Annotated in this window: 17 protein-coding genes; all 17 read right to left on the bottom strand. The window is 59.5% G+C overall.

From position 1 onward, the window contains the following. Positions 1 to 97: 97 nt before the first annotated feature. Positions 98 to 1,639, bottom strand: coding sequence for a class I adenylate-forming enzyme family protein (locus AD670_RS19955; RefSeq protein WP_053136230.1), 1,542 nt, complete (start codon positions 1,637 to 1,639; stop codon positions 98 to 100). A gap of 120 nt (positions 1,640 to 1,759) precedes the next feature. After that, on the bottom strand, positions 1,760 to 2,689 hold the full coding sequence (locus AD670_RS19960) for an electron transfer flavoprotein subunit alpha/FixB family protein (RefSeq protein ID WP_053136232.1): 930 nt from the start codon (positions 2,687 to 2,689) through the stop codon (positions 1,760 to 1,762). 1 nt (position 2,690) lies between these two features. Beyond that, positions 2,691 to 3,440, bottom strand: coding sequence for an electron transfer flavoprotein subunit beta/FixA family protein (locus AD670_RS19965; protein WP_053136235.1), 750 nt, complete (start codon positions 3,438 to 3,440; stop codon positions 2,691 to 2,693). Between the two features lie 82 nt (positions 3,441 to 3,522). Next, on the bottom strand, positions 3,523 to 4,533 hold the full coding sequence (locus tag AD670_RS19970; RefSeq protein ID WP_053136238.1) for an alpha/beta hydrolase: 1,011 nt from the start codon (positions 4,531 to 4,533) through the stop codon (positions 3,523 to 3,525). A gap of 501 nt (positions 4,534 to 5,034) precedes the next feature. After that, a complete protein-coding gene (locus tag AD670_RS19975) occupies positions 5,035 to 5,901 on the bottom strand; it encodes an alpha/beta fold hydrolase (RefSeq protein WP_156338276.1) in 867 nt (288 codons plus the stop codon). 1 nt (position 5,902) lies between these two features. Then, positions 5,903 to 7,033: an acyl-CoA dehydrogenase family protein gene (locus tag AD670_RS19980; RefSeq protein ID WP_053136245.1), complete on the bottom strand. Its 1,131-nt coding sequence runs from the start codon at positions 7,031 to 7,033 to the stop codon at positions 5,903 to 5,905. A 79-nt stretch (positions 7,034 to 7,112) separates the two neighbouring features. Then, entirely contained in the window at positions 7,113 to 8,309 is a 1,197-nt protein-coding gene (locus AD670_RS19985) for an acyl-CoA dehydrogenase family protein (RefSeq protein ID WP_053136248.1), read from the bottom strand. Positions 8,310 to 8,318: 9 nt separating this feature from the next. Beyond that, positions 8,319 to 9,188 carry a MaoC/PaaZ C-terminal domain-containing protein gene (locus AD670_RS19990; RefSeq protein WP_053136250.1) on the bottom strand — a complete coding sequence of 290 codons (870 nt, stop codon included), beginning with the start codon at positions 9,186 to 9,188 and terminating at the stop codon, positions 8,319 to 8,321. 48 nt (positions 9,189 to 9,236) lie between these two features. Further along, positions 9,237 to 10,154, bottom strand: coding sequence for an SDR family oxidoreductase (locus AD670_RS19995; RefSeq protein ID WP_218187634.1), 918 nt, complete (start codon positions 10,152 to 10,154; stop codon positions 9,237 to 9,239). Positions 10,155 to 10,245: 91 nt separating this feature from the next. Next, positions 10,246 to 11,070, bottom strand: coding sequence for an enoyl-CoA hydratase (locus AD670_RS20000; RefSeq protein WP_053136258.1), 825 nt, complete (start codon positions 11,068 to 11,070; stop codon positions 10,246 to 10,248). A gap of 12 nt (positions 11,071 to 11,082) precedes the next feature. Further along, on the bottom strand, positions 11,083 to 12,246 hold the full coding sequence (locus AD670_RS20005) for an acyl-CoA dehydrogenase family protein (protein WP_053136261.1): 1,164 nt from the start codon (positions 12,244 to 12,246) through the stop codon (positions 11,083 to 11,085). Between the two features lie 20 nt (positions 12,247 to 12,266). Beyond that, positions 12,267 to 13,421 carry an acyl-CoA dehydrogenase family protein gene (locus AD670_RS20010; RefSeq protein WP_053136264.1) on the bottom strand — a complete coding sequence of 385 codons (1,155 nt, stop codon included), beginning with the start codon at positions 13,419 to 13,421 and terminating at the stop codon, positions 12,267 to 12,269. A gap of 2 nt (positions 13,422 to 13,423) precedes the next feature. Beyond that, a complete protein-coding gene (locus tag AD670_RS20015) occupies positions 13,424 to 14,620 on the bottom strand; it encodes an acyl-CoA dehydrogenase family protein (protein WP_053136268.1) in 1,197 nt (398 codons plus the stop codon). Between the two features lie 14 nt (positions 14,621 to 14,634). After that, complete coding sequence (locus AD670_RS20020) at positions 14,635 to 15,780, bottom strand: CaiB/BaiF CoA-transferase family protein (RefSeq protein ID WP_082341006.1); 1,146 nt, start codon at positions 15,778 to 15,780, stop codon at positions 14,635 to 14,637. Positions 15,781 to 15,782: 2 nt separating this feature from the next. Then, positions 15,783 to 16,634: an SDR family oxidoreductase gene (locus tag AD670_RS20025; RefSeq protein WP_053136271.1), complete on the bottom strand. Its 852-nt coding sequence runs from the start codon at positions 16,632 to 16,634 to the stop codon at positions 15,783 to 15,785. 4 nt (positions 16,635 to 16,638) lie between these two features. After that, complete coding sequence (locus AD670_RS20030; RefSeq protein WP_053136274.1) at positions 16,639 to 17,430, bottom strand: enoyl-CoA hydratase/isomerase family protein; 792 nt, start codon at positions 17,428 to 17,430, stop codon at positions 16,639 to 16,641. A gap of 10 nt (positions 17,431 to 17,440) precedes the next feature. Beyond that, entirely contained in the window at positions 17,441 to 18,241 is an 801-nt protein-coding gene (locus tag AD670_RS20035; protein ID WP_053136277.1) for an enoyl-CoA hydratase/isomerase family protein, read from the bottom strand. Position 18,242: the final 1 nt, after the last annotated feature.

Below are 18,242 nucleotides of genomic sequence, written 5' to 3' on the forward strand. Positions count from 1 at the left end.
TTTTTATGAACGATGTTCAAAAATATAAACGGCAAGCAAATGGGTGTCAATGTACTTCGTTAGCTAATCATTGGTGCAATCGCCTGGCTTGGTACGCTTAGCTGGAAGCCGTGCGATAGCGCTCGCGCAGAACCATCTTATTCACCTTTCCACTCGGCAGCCTCGGCAGCTCTTCTACCCAGTCGACACTCGCAGGCTTCTTGTAGCGGGCGATACGCGTGGTACAGAACTCGATCAGTTCGGCTTCGGTGACAGACATGCCGGGGTTGCGTACAGCCACCGCCTTCACCGCCTCGCCCCATTTCTCATGGGCGATACCAATGACCGCGACGTCGACCACGCCAGGATGATGCATGAGGGCCTGCTCAACCTCCTGGCAGTAGATATTCTCGCCACCGGAAATAATCATGTCTTTCTTGCGGTCGACCAGGAACAGGAAGCCAGCCTCATCTATCCAGGCCATATCGCCGGTGCGCAGCCAACCGTCACGCAACGTTTCGATGGTGGCTACGCTGTTGTTCCAGTAATACGCCATATTGGCAGGCGAACGGACCCAAATTTCACCCGGCGTACCGCAGGGGCAGTCCTGATCCTGCTCATCGACCACCCGAATGTCGCAATAGGTCATGGCCTGGCCGATCGAGCCCAGGCGACGCACCTCTTCGGCACTGCCTTCGAGCTTGTGCAGATGGCGCGGCAACACGGTCCCGCTGGTCTCGGTCATGCCCCAGGAGTTGACGAATATTTGTCCGAGCAGCTCGACGCCACGCTTGAGAACAGCCACCGGCATGGGGGCTGCGGCGTAAAGGATGGTTTCCAGACTCGACAGATCGAAATCACCGATGTTCGGCAAGTCGAGAACCTGCTGCACGATGGTGGGCGCCATATGGACGGTTTCGATACGCTCGCGCTCGATGGTACGCAGTACTTCCTCAGGCTCGAACTTGCGATGCAAGACCACGCAGCCGGCGTGCCAGAACTCCGACAGCATCATTGAGATACCACCGGCGTGAAACATGGGCATCATCACCAGCATACGGCCGTTGGTGCGAATATCCATGGTTGCGGACTGGTTCTGAGCCAGCGCAAGGTCGCCCTGTTGCGAGCGTGCCGCACCTTTGGGCCGGCCGGTGGTGCCGCTGGTGTATATCAGATGGACGATATCCTCCGGCAGCGCGCGCAGCCCTGGCCCCGCCGGATCACCCGTGGCCAGGCTTAGCTCGTAAGGTTGTGCCCAGGCCGGGCATTCGCCGATGCACAAATAGTGCTCGATGGCAGGCAAACCGGGGCGCAACGCATCAACCAATTCAGCGTACTGCGCTTCAAAGATCAACACCGACGGTGCGCTGTCGCTCAGGATGTACTGCAACTCCGGGGCCGCCAGTCGAAAGTTGACCGTGGCACAAATAAACCCGGTCATCTGGCAGGCGGCAAACACATCAAAATACTCGTTACAGTTCATCGCCAGGACCGCCACGCGATCCTGATGCCGCATGCCCATGCGATGCAGGCTCGAAGCCAGGCGCAAACCGCGCTCCAGCAACTGGCCATAGGTGATGCGACGATCCTGATACACCACGGCTTCCTGCTCTGGAAACAGACGAGCGTTGCGCTCCAGCAGTTCTGCAAGCGTTTTCAAAATAGCTCCCCCAACATGAGCATCCGTTTCCTGCCTTTTATAGTTATGAGCCAAGAGTCCGCTATACCCTCGGCGTTTGGCAACACACCATGGCAGCTTTCCCGGCACTGGCGGTTGAAACTAGCCGAGTGCTTCGGCCATTTCGGGTACCGCCTCAAACAAGTCCGCCACCAGCCCGTAATCCGCGACCTGAAAAATAGGTGCGTCAGGGTCTTTGTTGATCGCAACGATGACCTTGGAATCCTTCATGCCCGCCAGATGCTGAATGGCGCCTGAAATACCCACGGCAATATAGAGTTCAGGGGCCACGATCTTGCCGGTCTGCCCAACCTGATAGTCGTTGGGCATGAAACCGGCGTCCACGGCCGCGCGCGAGGCACCGACCGCGCCCCCCAAGTTGTCGGCCAGGGTTTCCAGGAGTTTGAAGTTGTCCGCGCTACCCATGCCGCGACCACCGGAAACCACAATGGAAGCAGCCGTCAGTTCCGGGCGATCCGAGCGGGTCAGTTGCTGGCTGATAAAGCGTGACAACGCAAAGTCCGCCACCACCGGAATCGCTTCGATAACGGCCTGCCCACCCGTCACGGCGGGATCAAAACCCGTGGTGCGAATGGTCACCACGGTGATGGGGTCGCAGGTCTGGACAGTGGCCAGGGCGTTGCCGGCATAAATCGGTTGAACGAAGGTGTCGCTCGCCACGACCGCAATCACATCGGACACCTGGGAGCTGTCGAGCAGAGCCGCGACACGCGGCATAAAGCTTTTGCCTACCGCACTGGCCGCCGTGACGATGTGACTGTAGCCACGCGCCCGCTCAAGTACCTGAGCCGCCAGGTTTTCCGCCTGTGCATAGGCGTGCTCGATACCATCGGCCTGCAACACGTGACTCACACCGGCGATGCTCGCAGCCTCTTTGGCTGCATCTGAACATTGGTGTCCGGCGACCAGCACGTGCACGTCGCTGCCCATCTGCAAGGCCGCCGCTACCGTATTGAACGTCGCGCTCTTGAGCGAACGGTTGTCGTGTTCCGCAATTACCAGGACAGCCATATCAAATCACCTTTGCTTCCAAACGAAGTTTATCAATCAGCGCCTTCACATCAGCGACCAGCACCCCACCTGCTCGCGCCATCGGTTCACGCACGCTGACTGTTTTGAGACGGGGTGCAAGATCGACTGAAAGCTCTGTCGCACTGAGGGTTTCCAGGGTTTTTTTCTTGGCTTTCATGATGTTGGGCAATGAGGCATAACGCGGGGTGTTGAGGCGCAGGTCGGTGGTGATGACCGCAGGCAGGGACAATGCCCGGATCTCCAAACCGCCATCCACCTCGCGGGTAACCACAACAGTGTCTGCCGACAGCTCAACGTTTGAAGCAAATGTCGCTTGTGGCCAGCCCAACAGCGCGGCGACCGCTTGGCCGGTCTGGCAGGCGTCATCGTCAATGGCCTGCTTGCCAAGAATCAACAGACTTGGCTGCTCACGTTCACAGATCGCTTTCAGCGCCTTGGCTACGCCCAGCGGCTGCACCTGAATGTCGGTTTGCACCAGAATCGCCCGGTCCGCTCCCAGGGCCAACCCGGTCCGCAGCACGTCCTGACAAGCCTGGGTGCCGATGGAGACCAACACCACTTCGCTGGCGATACCGGCCTCCTTGAGCGCTACCGCTTCTTCCACGGCGATTTCATCGAAAGGGTTCATCGACATTTTTACGTTGCTCAGATCAATACCCGAACCATCAGGTTTGACGCGCGGTTTGGCGTTGTAATCGATAACCCTCTTGACGGCGACCAGCACTTTCATAACGGACCTGCCCGATAACCTGAATGATGTTCAGTATACTGAACTTCGTTCAGGTTATCTGTCAATCCTGAAAACGTCCGGCTCACACGTCAGTGGTGACCATCATGGCCCAGCGGTTGATCCTGACCCACAGGGTGAGTCGGCTCGAGGCGAAGTTATGCATGTGAGCCATCGAGGGCACGACAAACACCGAAACGTCGCGGGCCTGGGCAAACGCGCTGGGTTCCAGCTGCGGATTCTGGCTGACATCCCGCTCCCCCATGGCCATCAGCACAGGAACCGTGATCAGGTTCGCCTCTTCACGAATAAATCCTTCAGACATCATCGCCACGGCGCAGGGCGGAACGGTCAGGCTGCCAAACGGAGGGGCTTTGAGTCGGATGGGGTAGCCACCGCTCATATCAGTCTCGAGGATGTCCCGAGGAACGTCTTCCCAGTGGAAGGGGTAGACGAAATCCACGACTTGCAGGCTTGATTGCTGCACAGACAGCTCGGCTGGAGCGGCCTCGCGTCCTTGGTTGTGGGCGTCGATACCGCGCTTCACGTCCTCGGGATTACGCTGTGGCAATACCGTATGCAATGCGCTGTAGCCCAACGCCGCCACCGCATCAAAGGTCGCGTGCCGCCCTTGCATGATCAGCGTGATGCAGCCGCCCATCGATTGACCGATGCCCACCTTGCGCAGCATTGGCAACGCTGCGTAGCCCTCGGTCAACGTACCGCTGCGCAATAGCTCGATCACTTGACGCACCGCGCTGTCATTCGCCGCTGCCAGGTGCTCGACGGTATAGGTGCCGAGGTGCTCCGTGGAGCTGTCGCCAACGCCCAGATGATCGTAGGCAATGAAAATCACCCCCTGCCCGCAGTGATATTCAGCTTCGCTGTAGCCTGCGTGGCCGGCAAATGACATGTCGTAATAGTGACGCGTGTAGCCGCCACCCGGCGAGGCGAAGATAGCGACCGGCGGCTGGGTCAAGCGGTCGACATCCGGCAAATACACCGTCATCGCCACCCGATGCGGGCCTGGCAGGGGAATCACCGCACTGACATCGACGTGCATGTCCAAGCGTTTGCTGATAGAGGAAGCACTCATAGATCACTCTCGTTTTTGTTGTGAGCATCAAGGATGGGGAGAGCACGTAGACTCGCGCCATACGTCGGCACTCCCCTGTGAGGAACTTACGGCATGCGATTTATATTTGTAAACACCGTTCACAATAACTGAATAGTGTGGGAGGATGAGTGTGTTCGAGGCCTTATCGACACCAGCGCAGGTTGCGGTTGGAACAGGTGCTGGACTTTCCAAGACACTGCTAACAGGCAGGTAAAGACATGAAAACAATAATAAGCACGTCTGTTTTGTTACTTTCGATCATGGTGTTTGCTGCCGCAGTGAATGAAATTCGCATCGCGAATCCTCAGGCGGCAATCAATAATTGCAAGATGAATCCCCTTCAGTGCGTGACACCCTCCGTGAGCTTTGCCTCACTGCGTTGAGGCGTCGGCTGGCATCTGGGCTCATCTGTGCTCGCTCGCAGCCATTGCTGCGAGCGAGTATTCGACTGCCCAGCGATATCCAGCGCCGGGATTCCCCTCAGGACAACAACGCCCTTAAAGTAATGATCAAGCCCAATGGCTGATCCAGCATCAAATGGTGATGCCCCTGCGGCATGACTACCGGTCCTCTGGCATTGGGCAGTCTCGCCAGGACTGCGCCAATACGTTCCGCACGGGCGCTACTGACTACCTGGCTAAGCTCACCACAGACGAAATCCAGGGGCACCTTGATCTGTTGCAAGACAGACTCACCGTCGCGTTCAAATAGCGCGAACGGCAGGTCGGGATCGAACTTCCAGGTCCATCCTTGTTCGGTCTCACGCAACGAATGCCGTGCGATGTATTCACGCGCCCATTGATGGGCCGGCTGCTCAGGCATCAAACGAAAGCGCTGCATTGCGGTGGCGGCATCCGGATAGACATTGCCGCCGTATTGACGCTGCACAGGTGGCGTGTCGGTGTCGATAAACGCGACATAGCTGTCGACCACCACGGCGCGATGAATCAACTCGGGGCAGACCGAACACGCCCGAAGTACACGGGTACCGCCGTAGCTGTGGCCCACCAGGGTAGCGGTGCCCATATCGGCGTGTTCGATCACCGCTCGTAAGTCTTCGACGAACACTTCAGCGCTGTACTGTGTCCGCCAGGCGCTGTCGCCCATGCCGCTGAAGTCCAGGGCAAACACCCGATAGTTTTCGCGAAAAAACGGCGCGATAAAGTCCCACCAGTGCGCATGTCCACGGTAGCCATGGGCGAACAGCAACGCCGGTTTGTGCCGCTCCTCCTCGTTCCAGGCCAGGTAATGCACCGCGACGCCCTCGCTCGTAGCGAAATGAGAGCGTGCGGGACACCCGATAGCCTGGTCAAACCAGGCCGGTGTTTGCTCATTGAAGGTCGTCATATCACAGCAGTTCACTGTAGCGTTCGACATGGTGATCAGCGTCTCCCCAGGTCATGTCGATGCAGGTCAGTCGCTTGAAATACCAACCCACCGCCAGTTCATCGGTCATGCCCATCCCGCCGTGCAATTGCACCGCCTGTTGCCCGATGAGGCGCCCTGCCCGCCCGATCAAGGCTTTGGCAGCCGACACCGCCTTGCACCGTTCTACGGCCGGCCCGTCGAGGCAGGACGCCGCATACAGGGTGATTGAGCGGGACTGTTCGACATAGCCCAGCATGTCGGCAAGTCGGTGCTGAAGTGACTGAAAGCTGCCAATCGCCTTGCCAAACTGCTTGCGGGTCTGCAGGTAGTCGACGGTCAGCTCGGTGAGTCTGGCCATGCAGCCCACGGCCTCGGCACACAGGGCAAAGAGCCCCCGATCAACCGCCCAATCCAGGTCGTCGAACCCCAGATCAACCCGGCCCATCAAGGCTTCAGCGTTGACATGAACATCGTTCAGTCTGATCTCGGCGACACGTTGACCATCGAGCCCGGAAAAGCCCCTGGTTTCAACACCAGCGGCTGTGGCGGGGACCAGGAACAGACTGATACCCTGCCGGTCGCGCTGCTGGCCAGAAGTGCGCGCAGAAACGATCAGCCAGTCGGCCGAATCACCATGGGCCACCACGGCTTTTTGCCCGTTAAGCACATATCCATTATGCGAACGCTTGGCGTCGGTCAACACATCACTCAAATCGAAACGAGCCTGTGGCTCCAGTGCCGCCAGCGCTACGCGCAACGAGCCGGCCGCCAATTCGCCGAGCAAATCGCTTTTGAGTGCGTCAGTGGCCGATTTACCGATCAGCGCTGCACCGACCACGGCGGTGGGCAGGTACGGCTCAAGCAACAAACCCCGGCCAAACGCCTCCATGACCATCATGGTTTCTGCCGGACCGGCCGCCAGCCCGCCATAAACCTCGGCAACGTTCAACGCCAACAACCCGGTGTCGGCCAGCGCGGCCCAGTTTTGCGTCGACCAACCCTGTGCGGTCTGCGCCAGCGTGCGGCGGTTTTCAAATGCGTACTCGCGCTCAATGAAGCGGTTGACCAGGTCGGTCAGCATTCTTTGTTCTTCGTTCAGCGAAAAATCCATGGCAGTACCCTCATGGCCAACCCACCCGCACGCTCGTCATCCGGGCGTCGTTCAAGCGAATGGACCGATCCGTCGACAGTCAGAGACCAAGCGTCAACTTGGCGATAATGTTCTTCTGCACCTCGTTGGAGCCGCCATAGATCGAAATCTTGCGCCAATCGAGGTAGTGCGCCGCCAAGGCGTTGAGCAACTCGCCATTGGCCGTGTCGACCTGCGCATCGGCCTCCATCGCCTCGCTGGTGAACGGCACGGCGTAAGGGCCGGCACATTCCATGATGAGCTCGGTCAGGGTCTGCTGGATTTCAGATCCGCGCACCTTCAGCAATGAAGCTTCGATGCCTTTGCTTTGCTGCTTCTGTTCCTGGTCGATCAGCCGCAGTAAAGACCACTCATGGGCCAGCAACTCCATTTCGATACGTACTACTTTGTCGCGAAAGCGCACATCTTCGATCAGTGGTTTTCCGTGTTTGCTGACGCTGGCGGCAATTTCCTTCAGGCGCCGCATGAAGCGCTTGCAGTTACCCAACCCGGCAATATTGGTGCGTTCATGCCCCAGCAAATACTTGGCGATGTTCCAGCCTCGGTGTTCTTCGCCCACCAGATTCTCGACCGGGACCTTGACGTTATCGAAGAACACTTCGTTGACGTCATGGCCGCCATCCAGGGTTTTGATCGGGCGCACCTGGATGCCGGGGGTGTTCATTTCGATCAATAGAAACGAAATACCTTCCTGCTGGCGTCCCGACGCATCGGTACGCACCAGACAAAAAATCCAATTGGCCCATTGGGCAAACGAGGTCCAGATTTTTTGCCCGGTGACGCGATAAAAGTCACCCTCGCGTTCGGCCCGGCAGCTCAGTGACGACAGGTCCGAACCGGCTCCGGGCTCCGAATAGCCCTGACACCACCAGTCCTCCATGCTGAGAATGCGCGGCAGAAAGCGCTCTTGCTGAGCCGTAGTGCCAAACTTCTGCAGCACCGGCGCGACCATCGATAGCCCGAACGGCATTTGTCTGGGCGCGCCGGCACAGAAACATTCTTCGTCGAATATATTGCGCTGGGCTGAGTTCCAGCCGGCACCACCGAAGGACTGCGGCCACGCTGGCGCGCCCCAGCCCTGGGCCGCGAGAATACGCTGCCAACGAACGTAGTCGTCGCGCACCGGGTGCTTGAAGTTGAGCACCCGGTCGCGAATGTCAGTTGGAAGTTGGGTAGCAACGAATTCACGCACCTGCTGGCGGAAGGCTTGGTCTTCCGAGCTTTCACTTAGGTTCATAGGCTTATCTCAACTCAGTATGATCAGGCCGTTATTCAGCACGATTACATCGCGCGCATCGATCCGCGCGAGCAAGTGCCATCGACCGTTATCACCTTTCCAGAACTGAAAGCGCAGGGTCTCGCCGGGATAGACCGGTGCGGTAAACCGCGCGGCGACACGCTTGAGTCGACGGGCATCGCCCGCCGCCAGACAACTGATCGCCGCGAACGCCGCCATGCCGTAAGTCGCCAGACCGTGCAGGATCGGTTTGCTGAAACCGGCTTTGGCCGCTATCTCCGGGTCCGCGTGCAGCGGATTGGAATCCCCCGACAAGCGATAGATCAAGGCCGCCTGGGCCGGAGAGGTCAATTCGAACTCCGCATCCGGTGCGCGCTCAGGCACTCCTGGTAACCCCGCGGGGGGGGCGTCGGTCACGCCTGAAACTTCGCTGAAGCCACCGTCGCCACGTAAAAACGAGATTTGTCGGGTTTCGGCAATCCGTTCGCCACTGGCGGTATCGATGATGTCGCGCAGCAACTCTACAATCGCGCCCTTACCCACGCCCTTGTCGCAGATCCGGCTGACCCGGGTGCGGCTGGTCACCGTGCCACTGGCTGGCATTGGTTTGAACAAGCGGGTGTCTTGCTCACCGTGAACCAGTTTGAGGTAGTCGATACCGGTCTCGGGATTGCGCATCCACGATTTTGGCCAGGCAATCGCTGCCGCCAGCGTCGGCACAGCTTGCAGATCTTTTTCGTAGGTGAACCGCAACTGGTTGGCATCCATAGGATCGCCACCCACGCCCAGACCCAGTGCGTAGAGGATGCTGTCGCGCTCAGTCCAGGTCTGTGTGACGTCTTCTATGGGCCAGTGTTTGACTTTGTCGTAGTTCAGCATGTTCGGGTCCTCAGGGTTTCCAGGCGCAGTGATGGGTTGACCGACAGTTCAGATCGGGTCCCAGCTGTAGACTTCATGGGTCTGTTGCAACGGCAGGAAACTCGCGCGCAACGCCGGAATAGCGTGTTCGGCGACCGATTGCGCGGTCCAGCCAGCGTCGCGGTGGACTGAACGAACCACCCGTGGCTGGCTGACCAGCATGATTTCGTTGGAGCGCACATAGAAAATCTGACCCGAAACATCCTTGGCCGCATCACTCGCCAGGAACACCGCCAAGGGCGCCTGCTTGGAGGGGTGCATCATTTTTTCCATGCGTTCGGCTTGCAGCTTTTTCTCCGGAGTGTCGGTGGGGACCGCACCGATCATGCGGCTCCATGCGGCCGGCGAGATGCAGTTGGAACGTACGCCAAAGGCCGCCATGTCCAGCGCTATCGCCTTGGACATACCCACGATACCCAGCTTGGCGGCGGCATAATTGACCTGGCCGACGTTACCCACCAGGCCGGTGTTGGAGGTCATGTGAATGTAAGAGCCGCCGTTTTGCTGGCGAAAGTGCGGTGCGGCAGCACGCGCCAGAAAAAACGAGCCGTTGAGATGGACGTTAAGCACCGCCAGCCATTCTTGCTCGTCCATCTTGTGGAACATCCGGTCACGCAGAATGCCCGCATTGTTAACCACCACATCAATACGCCCAAAGGTGTCCATGGCGGTCTGCACGATACGGTGCGCGGAATCCCATCCCGCAACGCTGTCGGTATTGGCCACGGCATCGCCCCCCAGCGCCTTGATCTCGTCGACCACTTTCTGCGCAGGCCCGGCATCCTGGCCCTCGCCGTGTACGGAAGAACCGAGGTCATTCACCACCACACGGGCGCCTTCAGCCGCCATTTCCAGGGCGATGGCACGACCGATGCCATTGCCGGCGCCACTGACGACTACTACCTTACCTTCCAGCATTGCACTCATGTCTGCGTCCTCTTGTCATTATTTGAGCGCCGGGAGCAGTTCCCGCAACGCTATCGATAGCTTTCGTCTGGCCTGTAGCCCACGGGGGCGTTTACAGGTCGTCCGGGAATTCGGGTTTGCGTTTTTCCATGAAACTGGCGATGCCTTCCTTGTAGTCAGGGCCCTGATTGGCAATCGGCATATCCAGCCCGGCGCTCATCACCGCTTCATGACAGGTCTGGAATGGCACTTCCCAGAGTTGCTGCTTCATCACTCGCATTGAACGAGGAGAACAGTTCTCAGCCAGATCCCGGGCATAGGCGTAGGTCTCTTCGACCAATCGATCTGCCGGGATCGCCCGGTTGACCATCCCCATGCGCTCGGCCTCACGCCCTTTGATCTTGCGGCCCGACAACAACAGGTCGAGGGCATGGGCATGGCCGACGTGACGCTCAAGAATCCACGCCATGCCGTATTCAGCCGTCAGCCCGCGACGCGCGAAGGCGGTGGTGATGGTGGCGTCTTCAGCCACAAACCGGATGTCGCAGAACAGCGCGTGAATCAGCCCGATCCCGACCGTAGCGCCATTGAGCATCGCAATCACCGGCTTCGGAATCGCCGGGTAGTAGGAACAGCGCGTCTGCCAATCCGGACGCTGGCGCATGTCGAACGGGCGCGGCAGCTTGGTCATCAAGCGGTTCGGGTCGCCGCCAAAGCTGTTGATGTCGCCGCCGGCACAGAAGGCCTTGCCCGCGCCGGTGAACACGATGACCCGCACGCCTTTATCCGCCCCGGCCTTTTGCATCGCGTCGTAGACGTCGGTAGCGACCGCGTCGTTCCAGGTATTGAGCTGATCGGGTCGGTTGAGGGTAATGGTCGCAATGCGATCCTTGACCTCATACAGAATCGTTTCATAGCCAGAGGCTTCAACGCTCATGGGTGACTCCTGTCAGAAAGAACGTGGCAGGCCGAGGATGTGCTCGGCCACGTAGGAAAGGATCAAGTTGGTGGAGATGGGCGCAACCTGATACAGACGCGTCTCTCTGAATTTGCGCTCGACGTCATATTCACACGCGAAACCAAAGCCGCCATGGGTTTGCAGACAGGCATTGGCGGCTTTCCAGGACGAGGTCGCCGCCAGGTGCTTGGCCATGTTGGCTTCGGCGCCGCACGGTTGATGGCTATCAAACAGCGAGCAGGCCTGGTAGCGCATCAGGTCGGCGGCGCGAATGTCCATGTAGGCTTCGGCAATCGGGAACTGGATGCCCTGGTTCTTGCCGATCGGTCGGTCGAACACGATTCGCTCATTGGCATACCGCGTCGCGCGATCAACGAACCAGTAACCATCACCGATGCATTCGGCAGCAATCAATGCGCGTTCCGCGTTCAGGCCATCAAGGATGTACTTGAACCCCATGCCCTCTTCGCCAATCAGGTTTTCTTCTGGAATCTCCAGGTTGTCGAAAAACAGCTCGTTGGTCTCGTGGTTGACCATGTTCGGAATCGGCTGCACGGTCAGGCCGTTGCCAATGGCGCTGTGCAGGTCGACCAGAAAGCACGACAAGCCCTCGGACTTTTTCTTTACGTCAGCCAGCGGCGTGGTACGCGCCAGCAGAATCATCAGGTCCGAATGCTGTACCCGGGAGATCCAGACCTTCTGCCCGTTGACCACGTAGCGACCGTCTTTTTTGACGGCCATGGTTTTCATTTTGGTGGTGTCGGTACCCGTCGAAGGCTCGGTGACCGCCATGGACTGCAAGCGCAGTTCACCACTGGCGATTTTCGGCAGGTACAGCTGCTTTTGTGCTTCTGAGCCGTTACGCAGCAGGGTATTCATGTTGTACATCTGGCCGTGACAGAAACCGGAGTTGCCGCCATTGCGATTGATCTCTTCCATGATCACCGACGCCTCGGTGAGTCCCAGACCCGAGCCGCCGTACTGCTCGGGGATCAGCGCGGCCATCCAGCCGGCGTGGGTCAACGCATCGACAAAGGCTTCCGGGTAAGACCGTTCATGGTCGATCTTGCGCCAGTACTCGTTCGGGTATTCGGCGCACAGGTCGCGCAAGGAGTCGCGCAGGTCACGGTACGGATCGTTGTTGGCGTGTTTCATCGTGCTCTTCTCCGGAAAAATCAGGCGTTCTCTGCGATCAGGCCGCCATCGCGGGCCAACTGCGCCAAGTGATGGTCGGTATCACCGAACATGAATTCGAGCATCGACAAGCGACGCATGTAGTGGCCGACCTGGCACTCTTCGGTGACGCCAATGCCGCCATGTAACTGCACCGCTGTTTGCGAGACGAAACGTGCCGAGCGACCGATTTGCACCTTGGCGGCCGAGATCGCCCGGCGGCGCTCCAGAGGGTCCGGGTCATTGCTCATCATGCTGGCGTAAAGCGCCATGCTGCGGGCCTGCTCGGTCATCACCAGCATGTCCACCGCTTTGTGCTGCAGGCTCTGGAAGGAACCGATGGCCACCCCAAACTGTTTGCGCACTTTGAGGTACTCCACGGTCATCGTTTGCGCTTGTTCCATAGCCCCCACGGCTTCAGCGCACAGGGCCGCAATGGCGCCATCGACCGTCTGCTCGATTGATTCAAGGGCCTTGCCGGCTTCACCCAACAAGGCCGCCGGGCCGACCCGGACCTGGGACAAACGGATGTCGGCGGCACGCAGTTGGTCCTGCATCCTGTAGCCACGCCGTGAAACGCCTTCGGCCTGCGCATCGACCACAAACAAAGCGATGCCGTCACGCTCGCGTCGTCCACCACTGACACGAGCCGAGACCAGTAGCGTGTCGGCGCAGTCACCATGCAGCACGAAGCGTTTGGCGCCGTCGAGAATCCAGTCATCGCCGTCTTGCCGGGCGGTGGTCGCCACATCAGCCAGGTCATAGCGCGACTGGTCTTCACTGTGGGCAAAGGCCAGCAGCCGTTCTCCACCGATCAACGCCGGCAGCCAATCCGCACGTTGTGCGGGGCTGGCCAATGCGCGTAGCAACCCGCCCGCCAGCACCACCGTCGCCAGGTAAGGCTCGAGCAGCAGGGAGCGCCCCATGGCCTCCATCACAATCATGGTCTCCACGGATCCACCGTTGAAGCCGCCGTCTTCTTCCGAAAACGGCAACCCGAGCAGCCCCAGTTCGGCAAACTGCGCCCACAACCGCCGGCTCCAGCCGTCTGGCTGCGCCAGGTAACGCCCCCTCTGGTCAAAGCCGTATTGATCGGCCACCAGACGCTCGACCGCGTCCTTGAGCATGCGTTGTTCTTCGTTAAGATCGAAATTCATGCTTAAAGCCCCAGCAACGTCTTGGCGAGAATGTTGTGCTGAACTTCATTGGAGCCGCCGACAATGGAGACGTGGCGGACCCAGTAGTAATTCGGCGCGATGGTCAGGGCCCAGTCATGCTCGCCGGACGCCGTATTTTCGCCGGTGACAAACGACAGATCGAATTCCAGTGCGTTGTAGCCAGCGACCTCCATCAACAATTCAGTGGCCGCCTGTTGCAATTCGGAGCCTTTCATCTTCAGGATCGAGCTGCGCGGATCCGGGACATGGCCATATTTTTCGCTGTCCGCAATAACGCGCATCTGGGTCATTTCCAGTGCTTTGAGCTCCACTTCGATGGACGCTACCCGCTCGCGAAAACGCGGTTCGTCCGCCAGGCAACCATCACCGACGCTCACGCTGCGCGCCAGTTGCTTGGCGCGCCTTACGCGAAACTTCGACAGGCCAACCCGAGCAATCCCTCCGCGCTCACTGCCCAGCAAGAACTTGGCGACATCCCACCCCTTGTTCACTTCTCCAATGACATTGGCGATCGGCACACGCACGTTGTCGAGGAACATTTCGTTGGTTTCGTGATGCCCATCCAGGGTGATGATCGGCCGCACCGTGATACCCGGCGTGCGCATGTCCATCAGCAAGAACGTGATGCCCTGTTGTTTTTTCGCGGTGGCATCGGTACGTACCAGCATGAAGCACCAGTCGGCATGGTGCGCGGTCGAGGTCCACATTTTCTGGCCGTTGATCACGTATTCGTCACCGTCACGTACCGCGCTGGTACGCAAGGAGGCCAGGTCCGACCCTGCGCCCGGTTCCGAAAAGCCCTGGCAGAACCAGTAGTCCATATTGGCGACACGCGGCAAGAATTCGCGTTTCTGTGCCTCGGTGCCAAAAGCAATCAACACCGGACCGATCATGTTCATATTGAACGAGATCGGTTCTGGCGCCGGTGCCATGTGCAGCTCTTCCTTGAAGATGTATTGCTGGGTCGCGGTCCAGCCCTGCCCTCCCCACTCCGGGGACCAGGCAGGGGCCGCCCAACCCTTGGCGTTCAGAATGCGCACCCAGTCGACCATCTCCTCTTTGGAGATGCGCTGACCAGACTCCACCTTGCGCCGAACCGCCACCGGTAGCGCACTTTTAAGGAATGTCCGCACTTCATCGCGAAAGGCGACTTCCTCAGCCGTAAAGCGTAGATCCATGGAAACATTCCTTCTCAGTCGATGATGCCGTCGCCACGCAACGCGGCAATTTCGCTGGCACTGAACCACGCGGCGAGCGCGGCATTGGTGTTCTCAGGGGTAACCGGTTTTGGCGCCGTCGGGGTCGAAGGCTCGCTGCGGGAAAAACGCGGTGCCGGGGCTGGCTGCACGACGCCATCGACCTTCACGAACGTGCCGCGCGCTTTAAGATGTGGGTGCTCGGTGGCTTCGGTAAAACTCAGTACACCGGCGGCGCAGGCATCGCTGGCCTCCAGCAGGCTGACCCATTCGTCGCGGCTGCGACTGAGGAAGCGCTCGGCGATAATCTGTTTGGCTTTAGGCCAGGCGCTACGGTCCATCTGTGCCCCCAAGCTGACGGGATCAATATCCATCAGGCGCAGCAGCTGATCGTAAAACTTGCTTTCGATCGGTCCGACGCTGATGAATTTGCCGTCCTTGCAGGCATAGCAGTCATAGAAAGGTGAACCGCTGTCCGTGATGTTGGTGCCTCGCCCTTCTTTCCATATGCCCGCGGCGAGCATGCCGAAAAAGGTGGTTGCCAAGTGCGCTGCACCATCGACGATCGCTGCATCGACCACTTGGCCTTTGCCGGACTGCCGAGCTTCCAGGACACCCGCCAGAATACCCAGGGCCAGGTACAGCGAACCGCCCGCATAATCACCCAATAGATTAAGGGGAATGGTGGGGGGTTGCCCCTCACGACCGATGGCATCGAGCACCCCTGTCAGCGCCAGGTAGTTGAGGTCATGACCGGCATACGCTGCCATCGGGCCTGTCTGGCCCCAGCCCGTCATACGCCCATAAATCAGTTGAGGATTACGCGCCAGGCAGTCATCGGGCCCCAGCCCCAGACGCTCGGTGACACCGGGACGGAAACCTTCGATCAGCGCATCGGCTTGTTCGACCAGCTTAAGCACGGTCTCTACGCCCATCGGGTCTTTGAGATCCAGGGCAATCGCATAGCGGTTGCGCAATAACGTGTTGTATTGCAATGGGCGCTCGATCCCCAGCTTGACCGGTTCCTTGCGATCCACCCGAATCACGGTCGCGCCCAGGTCGGCCAATAGCATCGCGCACATTGGCCCAGGGCCGATGCCGGCCAGTTCGACCACCTTGAAGCCGGTTAGCGGGCCGGCCATGGTTATTTGCGCCCCTTGTTGCGCATGGCTTCCCACTGATCTTCCGACCAGCCCTGCATGGCACGGGCAGTCGGGCCGCCAACGCCCTGCATCCAGCGTCCGCCATCGATCACGATCATTTCACCGGTAATGTACCCAGAGCCATCACAGGCAAGGTAGCTGTACAGATCAGACAATTCCTGATGCTCACCAAAACGCCGCAGCGGCACACTCAGGTCTTGCGGTTCCACTTGAGAGCCTTGCGGATAGAGCTGCTCCCAGGCGCCCGGAGTCGGAAACAACCCAGGCGCCACACAGTTCAAGCGAATGCCTTTAGGGCCCCACTCCACTGCCAGGCTGCGGGTCATCGCCAGCACGCCGGCCTTGGCCGCGGCGCTGGGGGCGGTGAATGCCGAACCGGTCATGGTCGGCGTTGACACCGTACTGATGACATTGCCCGGCCGGCCTTCAGCGATCCAGCGCTTACCTGCGGCGATAGCACAATAGAAGCTGCCATGCAGCACGATATCCAGCACCGCATCGACCGCTCGAGACGAAAGGGTTTCGGTGCGCGCGATAAAATTAGCCGCTGCGTTGCACAACAACACGTCCAGGGGACCTTCCCGCCAGATAGTTTCCATCATCGTTTCGACCGATTCGGCGTCGCGTACATCGACCTGCACCGCGCTGACGCGAACCCCTGGCATGGCCTCGCGGAACTCGTCCAGCGTCGCGTTCAGGACCTCAAGGCGACGCCCGGCGATCACCAGTTCGGCACCCAGTTCCAGGTAACGCCTGCCGATGCTTTTACCCAACCCTGTGCCGCCACCGGTGATCAGGATTTTCTTTCCGGCCAACAAATCACTTGCATACATGGCATCAGTTCCCGCTAAAGGTCGGTGGGCGTTTTTCCATAAAGGCCGCAACGGCCTCCAGGTGATCGTGGGTCTGGCGGGTCAAGGGGTTAAGGTCGACTTCCCGGCGCCAGGCCGCGCTGATGGTGTTATTGCCGTTGACCAGGCTTGCCTTGAGCAGCGCGAGGGTGACGGGCGGAAGTTGTGCCAGCTGAGAGGCACGGGACACCGCCAGGGCCAATGCTTCACCGGGCTCGGCGACTTGATTGAACAGGCCGATACGCCCAGCCTCAACGCCATCAAAGGCAGCGCCACTGAGCATCAATTCCCGCGCCTTACCACCGCCCACTTTTTGCGGCAGGGTCCACAGCAAACCGGTATCAGGAAGCAAGCCGACCTTGACGAAGGCGCAGGAAAGCTTCGAAGCAGCACTGCCGATGGCCAAATCGCAGGCTGCCGCCAGCGAGACCCCGGCGCCCATGCAATTGCCTTCGACGGCGGCAACCACAGGTTTGCTTCCCGTGAAGATCATGCGAAACAGGCGCGTGCCGATGGCGATCCGTTCACGCATGGCGAGCAGCGACGGGTCTACAGAGGTCATCTCCGACAGGTCCCCCCCGGCACAGAAATGACCACCAGCGCCGGTCAGCACGATGGCCCGACTCTCGCTGTCTTCGTTAAACAGTGTATGGAAGGTGTCCAGTAGCGCCAGACGCATCTTCATCGAGAACGCATTCCTGCGTTCCGGGCAGTTCATCGTGACCACAGCCACCGCGCCTTCGCGGTGCACCTGGACGATGTCGTTGTGTTCGCTCATCGGTATCTCCCTACTGGCCGGTGAAGACAGGCGCGCGTTTCTCGATAAAGGCGTTGGCGGCCTCCAGATGGTCTTTGGATTGGCGCAGCAATGGCTGAAAGTCGATTTCGGCACGCAATGCGGCGTCCATGTCGTCGGCACCGAAGGTCAGTGCGGCCTTGAGCAGCGCCATGCCCAAAGGCGGTTGTTTGGCCAGCTCCTTGGCATAGGCAATGGCCGCCGCCAAGGCTTGCCCAGGCTCAACCAGCTGATTGACCAAGCCAATGCGCGCCGCTTCGACGCCATCGATTTCGCGCGCCAGGGACAGCAGTTCGCGCGCTTTGCTCATACCGATTTTTTTCGGCAGCGTCCAAAGGATGCCGGTATCGGGAATCAACCCGATGCGCAGGAATGCCGCGCAGAAACGCGCCGAAGAGGACGCCACGATGTAGTCGGTTGCCACGGCCAGCGACAGGCCAGCGCCGAACGCAATGCCCTCTACGGCACAAATCACCGGTTTCGGGCCGCCCAGCATGTCGCGCACGACCTGGCAGGATTCATCGAGTATTTCCCGGCTTTGCAACACGGTGCGCTGGACCATTTCGGAAATATCGGCACCCGCGCTGAACTGGCCGTCGGCCCCCGTCAGCACGATGACCCGCGAATCCGGGTCGGCCACCAACAGGTGATGGAGGGTGTCGCGCAGGGTCAAGCGCATCTGCCGCCCCAGTGCATTGCGTCGTTGCGGGTTAGCAATGGTCACGATCGCGATTTCACCGTCGCGAGTGACCTGGATACGCTCGTCCGCATGTTTCAGGTTGAAGGCATTCATG

Origin of the sequence: Pseudomonas sp. MIACH, assembly GCF_001269925.1 — a bacterium.
Lineage (GTDB): Bacteria > Pseudomonadota > Gammaproteobacteria > Pseudomonadales > Pseudomonadaceae > Aquipseudomonas.

Excerpts from the sequence above, each read along its gene's own strand:
- AD670_RS19960 (WP_053136232.1), bottom strand. The coding sequence starts at position 2,689 with ATGGCTGTCCTGGTAATTGCGGAACACGACAACCGTTCGCTCAAGAGC.
- AD670_RS19965 (WP_053136235.1), bottom strand. The coding sequence starts at position 3,440 with ATGAAAGTGCTGGTCGCCGTCAAGAGGGTTATCGATTACAACGCCAAA.
- AD670_RS19970 (WP_053136238.1), bottom strand. The coding sequence starts at position 4,533 with ATGAGTGCTTCCTCTATCAGCAAACGCTTGGACATGCACGTCGATGTC.
- AD670_RS19975 (WP_156338276.1), bottom strand. The coding sequence starts at position 5,901 with ATGACGACCTTCAATGAGCAAACACCGGCCTGGTTTGACCAGGCTATC.
- AD670_RS19980 (WP_053136245.1), bottom strand. The coding sequence starts at position 7,033 with ATGGATTTTTCGCTGAACGAAGAACAAAGAATGCTGACCGACCTGGTC.
- AD670_RS19985 (WP_053136248.1), bottom strand. The coding sequence starts at position 8,309 with ATGAACCTAAGTGAAAGCTCGGAAGACCAAGCCTTCCGCCAGCAGGTG.
- AD670_RS19990 (WP_053136250.1), bottom strand. The coding sequence starts at position 9,188 with ATGCTGAACTACGACAAAGTCAAACACTGGCCCATAGAAGACGTCACA.
- AD670_RS19995 (WP_218187634.1), bottom strand. The coding sequence starts at position 10,154 with ATGAGTGCAATGCTGGAAGGTAAGGTAGTAGTCGTCAGTGGCGCCGGC.
- AD670_RS20000 (WP_053136258.1), bottom strand. The coding sequence starts at position 11,070 with ATGAGCGTTGAAGCCTCTGGCTATGAAACGATTCTGTATGAGGTCAAG.
- AD670_RS20005 (WP_053136261.1), bottom strand. The coding sequence starts at position 12,246 with ATGAAACACGCCAACAACGATCCGTACCGTGACCTGCGCGACTCCTTG.
- AD670_RS20010 (WP_053136264.1), bottom strand. The coding sequence starts at position 13,421 with ATGAATTTCGATCTTAACGAAGAACAACGCATGCTCAAGGACGCGGTC.
- AD670_RS20015 (WP_053136268.1), bottom strand. The coding sequence starts at position 14,620 with ATGGATCTACGCTTTACGGCTGAGGAAGTCGCCTTTCGCGATGAAGTG.
- AD670_RS20020 (WP_082341006.1), bottom strand. The coding sequence starts at position 15,780 with ATGGCCGGCCCGCTAACCGGCTTCAAGGTGGTCGAACTGGCCGGCATC.
- AD670_RS20025 (WP_053136271.1), bottom strand. The coding sequence starts at position 16,634 with ATGTATGCAAGTGATTTGTTGGCCGGAAAGAAAATCCTGATCACCGGT.
- AD670_RS20030 (WP_053136274.1), bottom strand. The coding sequence starts at position 17,430 with ATGAGCGAACACAACGACATCGTCCAGGTGCACCGCGAAGGCGCGGTG.
- AD670_RS20035 (WP_053136277.1), bottom strand. The coding sequence starts at position 18,241 with ATGAATGCCTTCAACCTGAAACATGCGGACGAGCGTATCCAGGTCACT.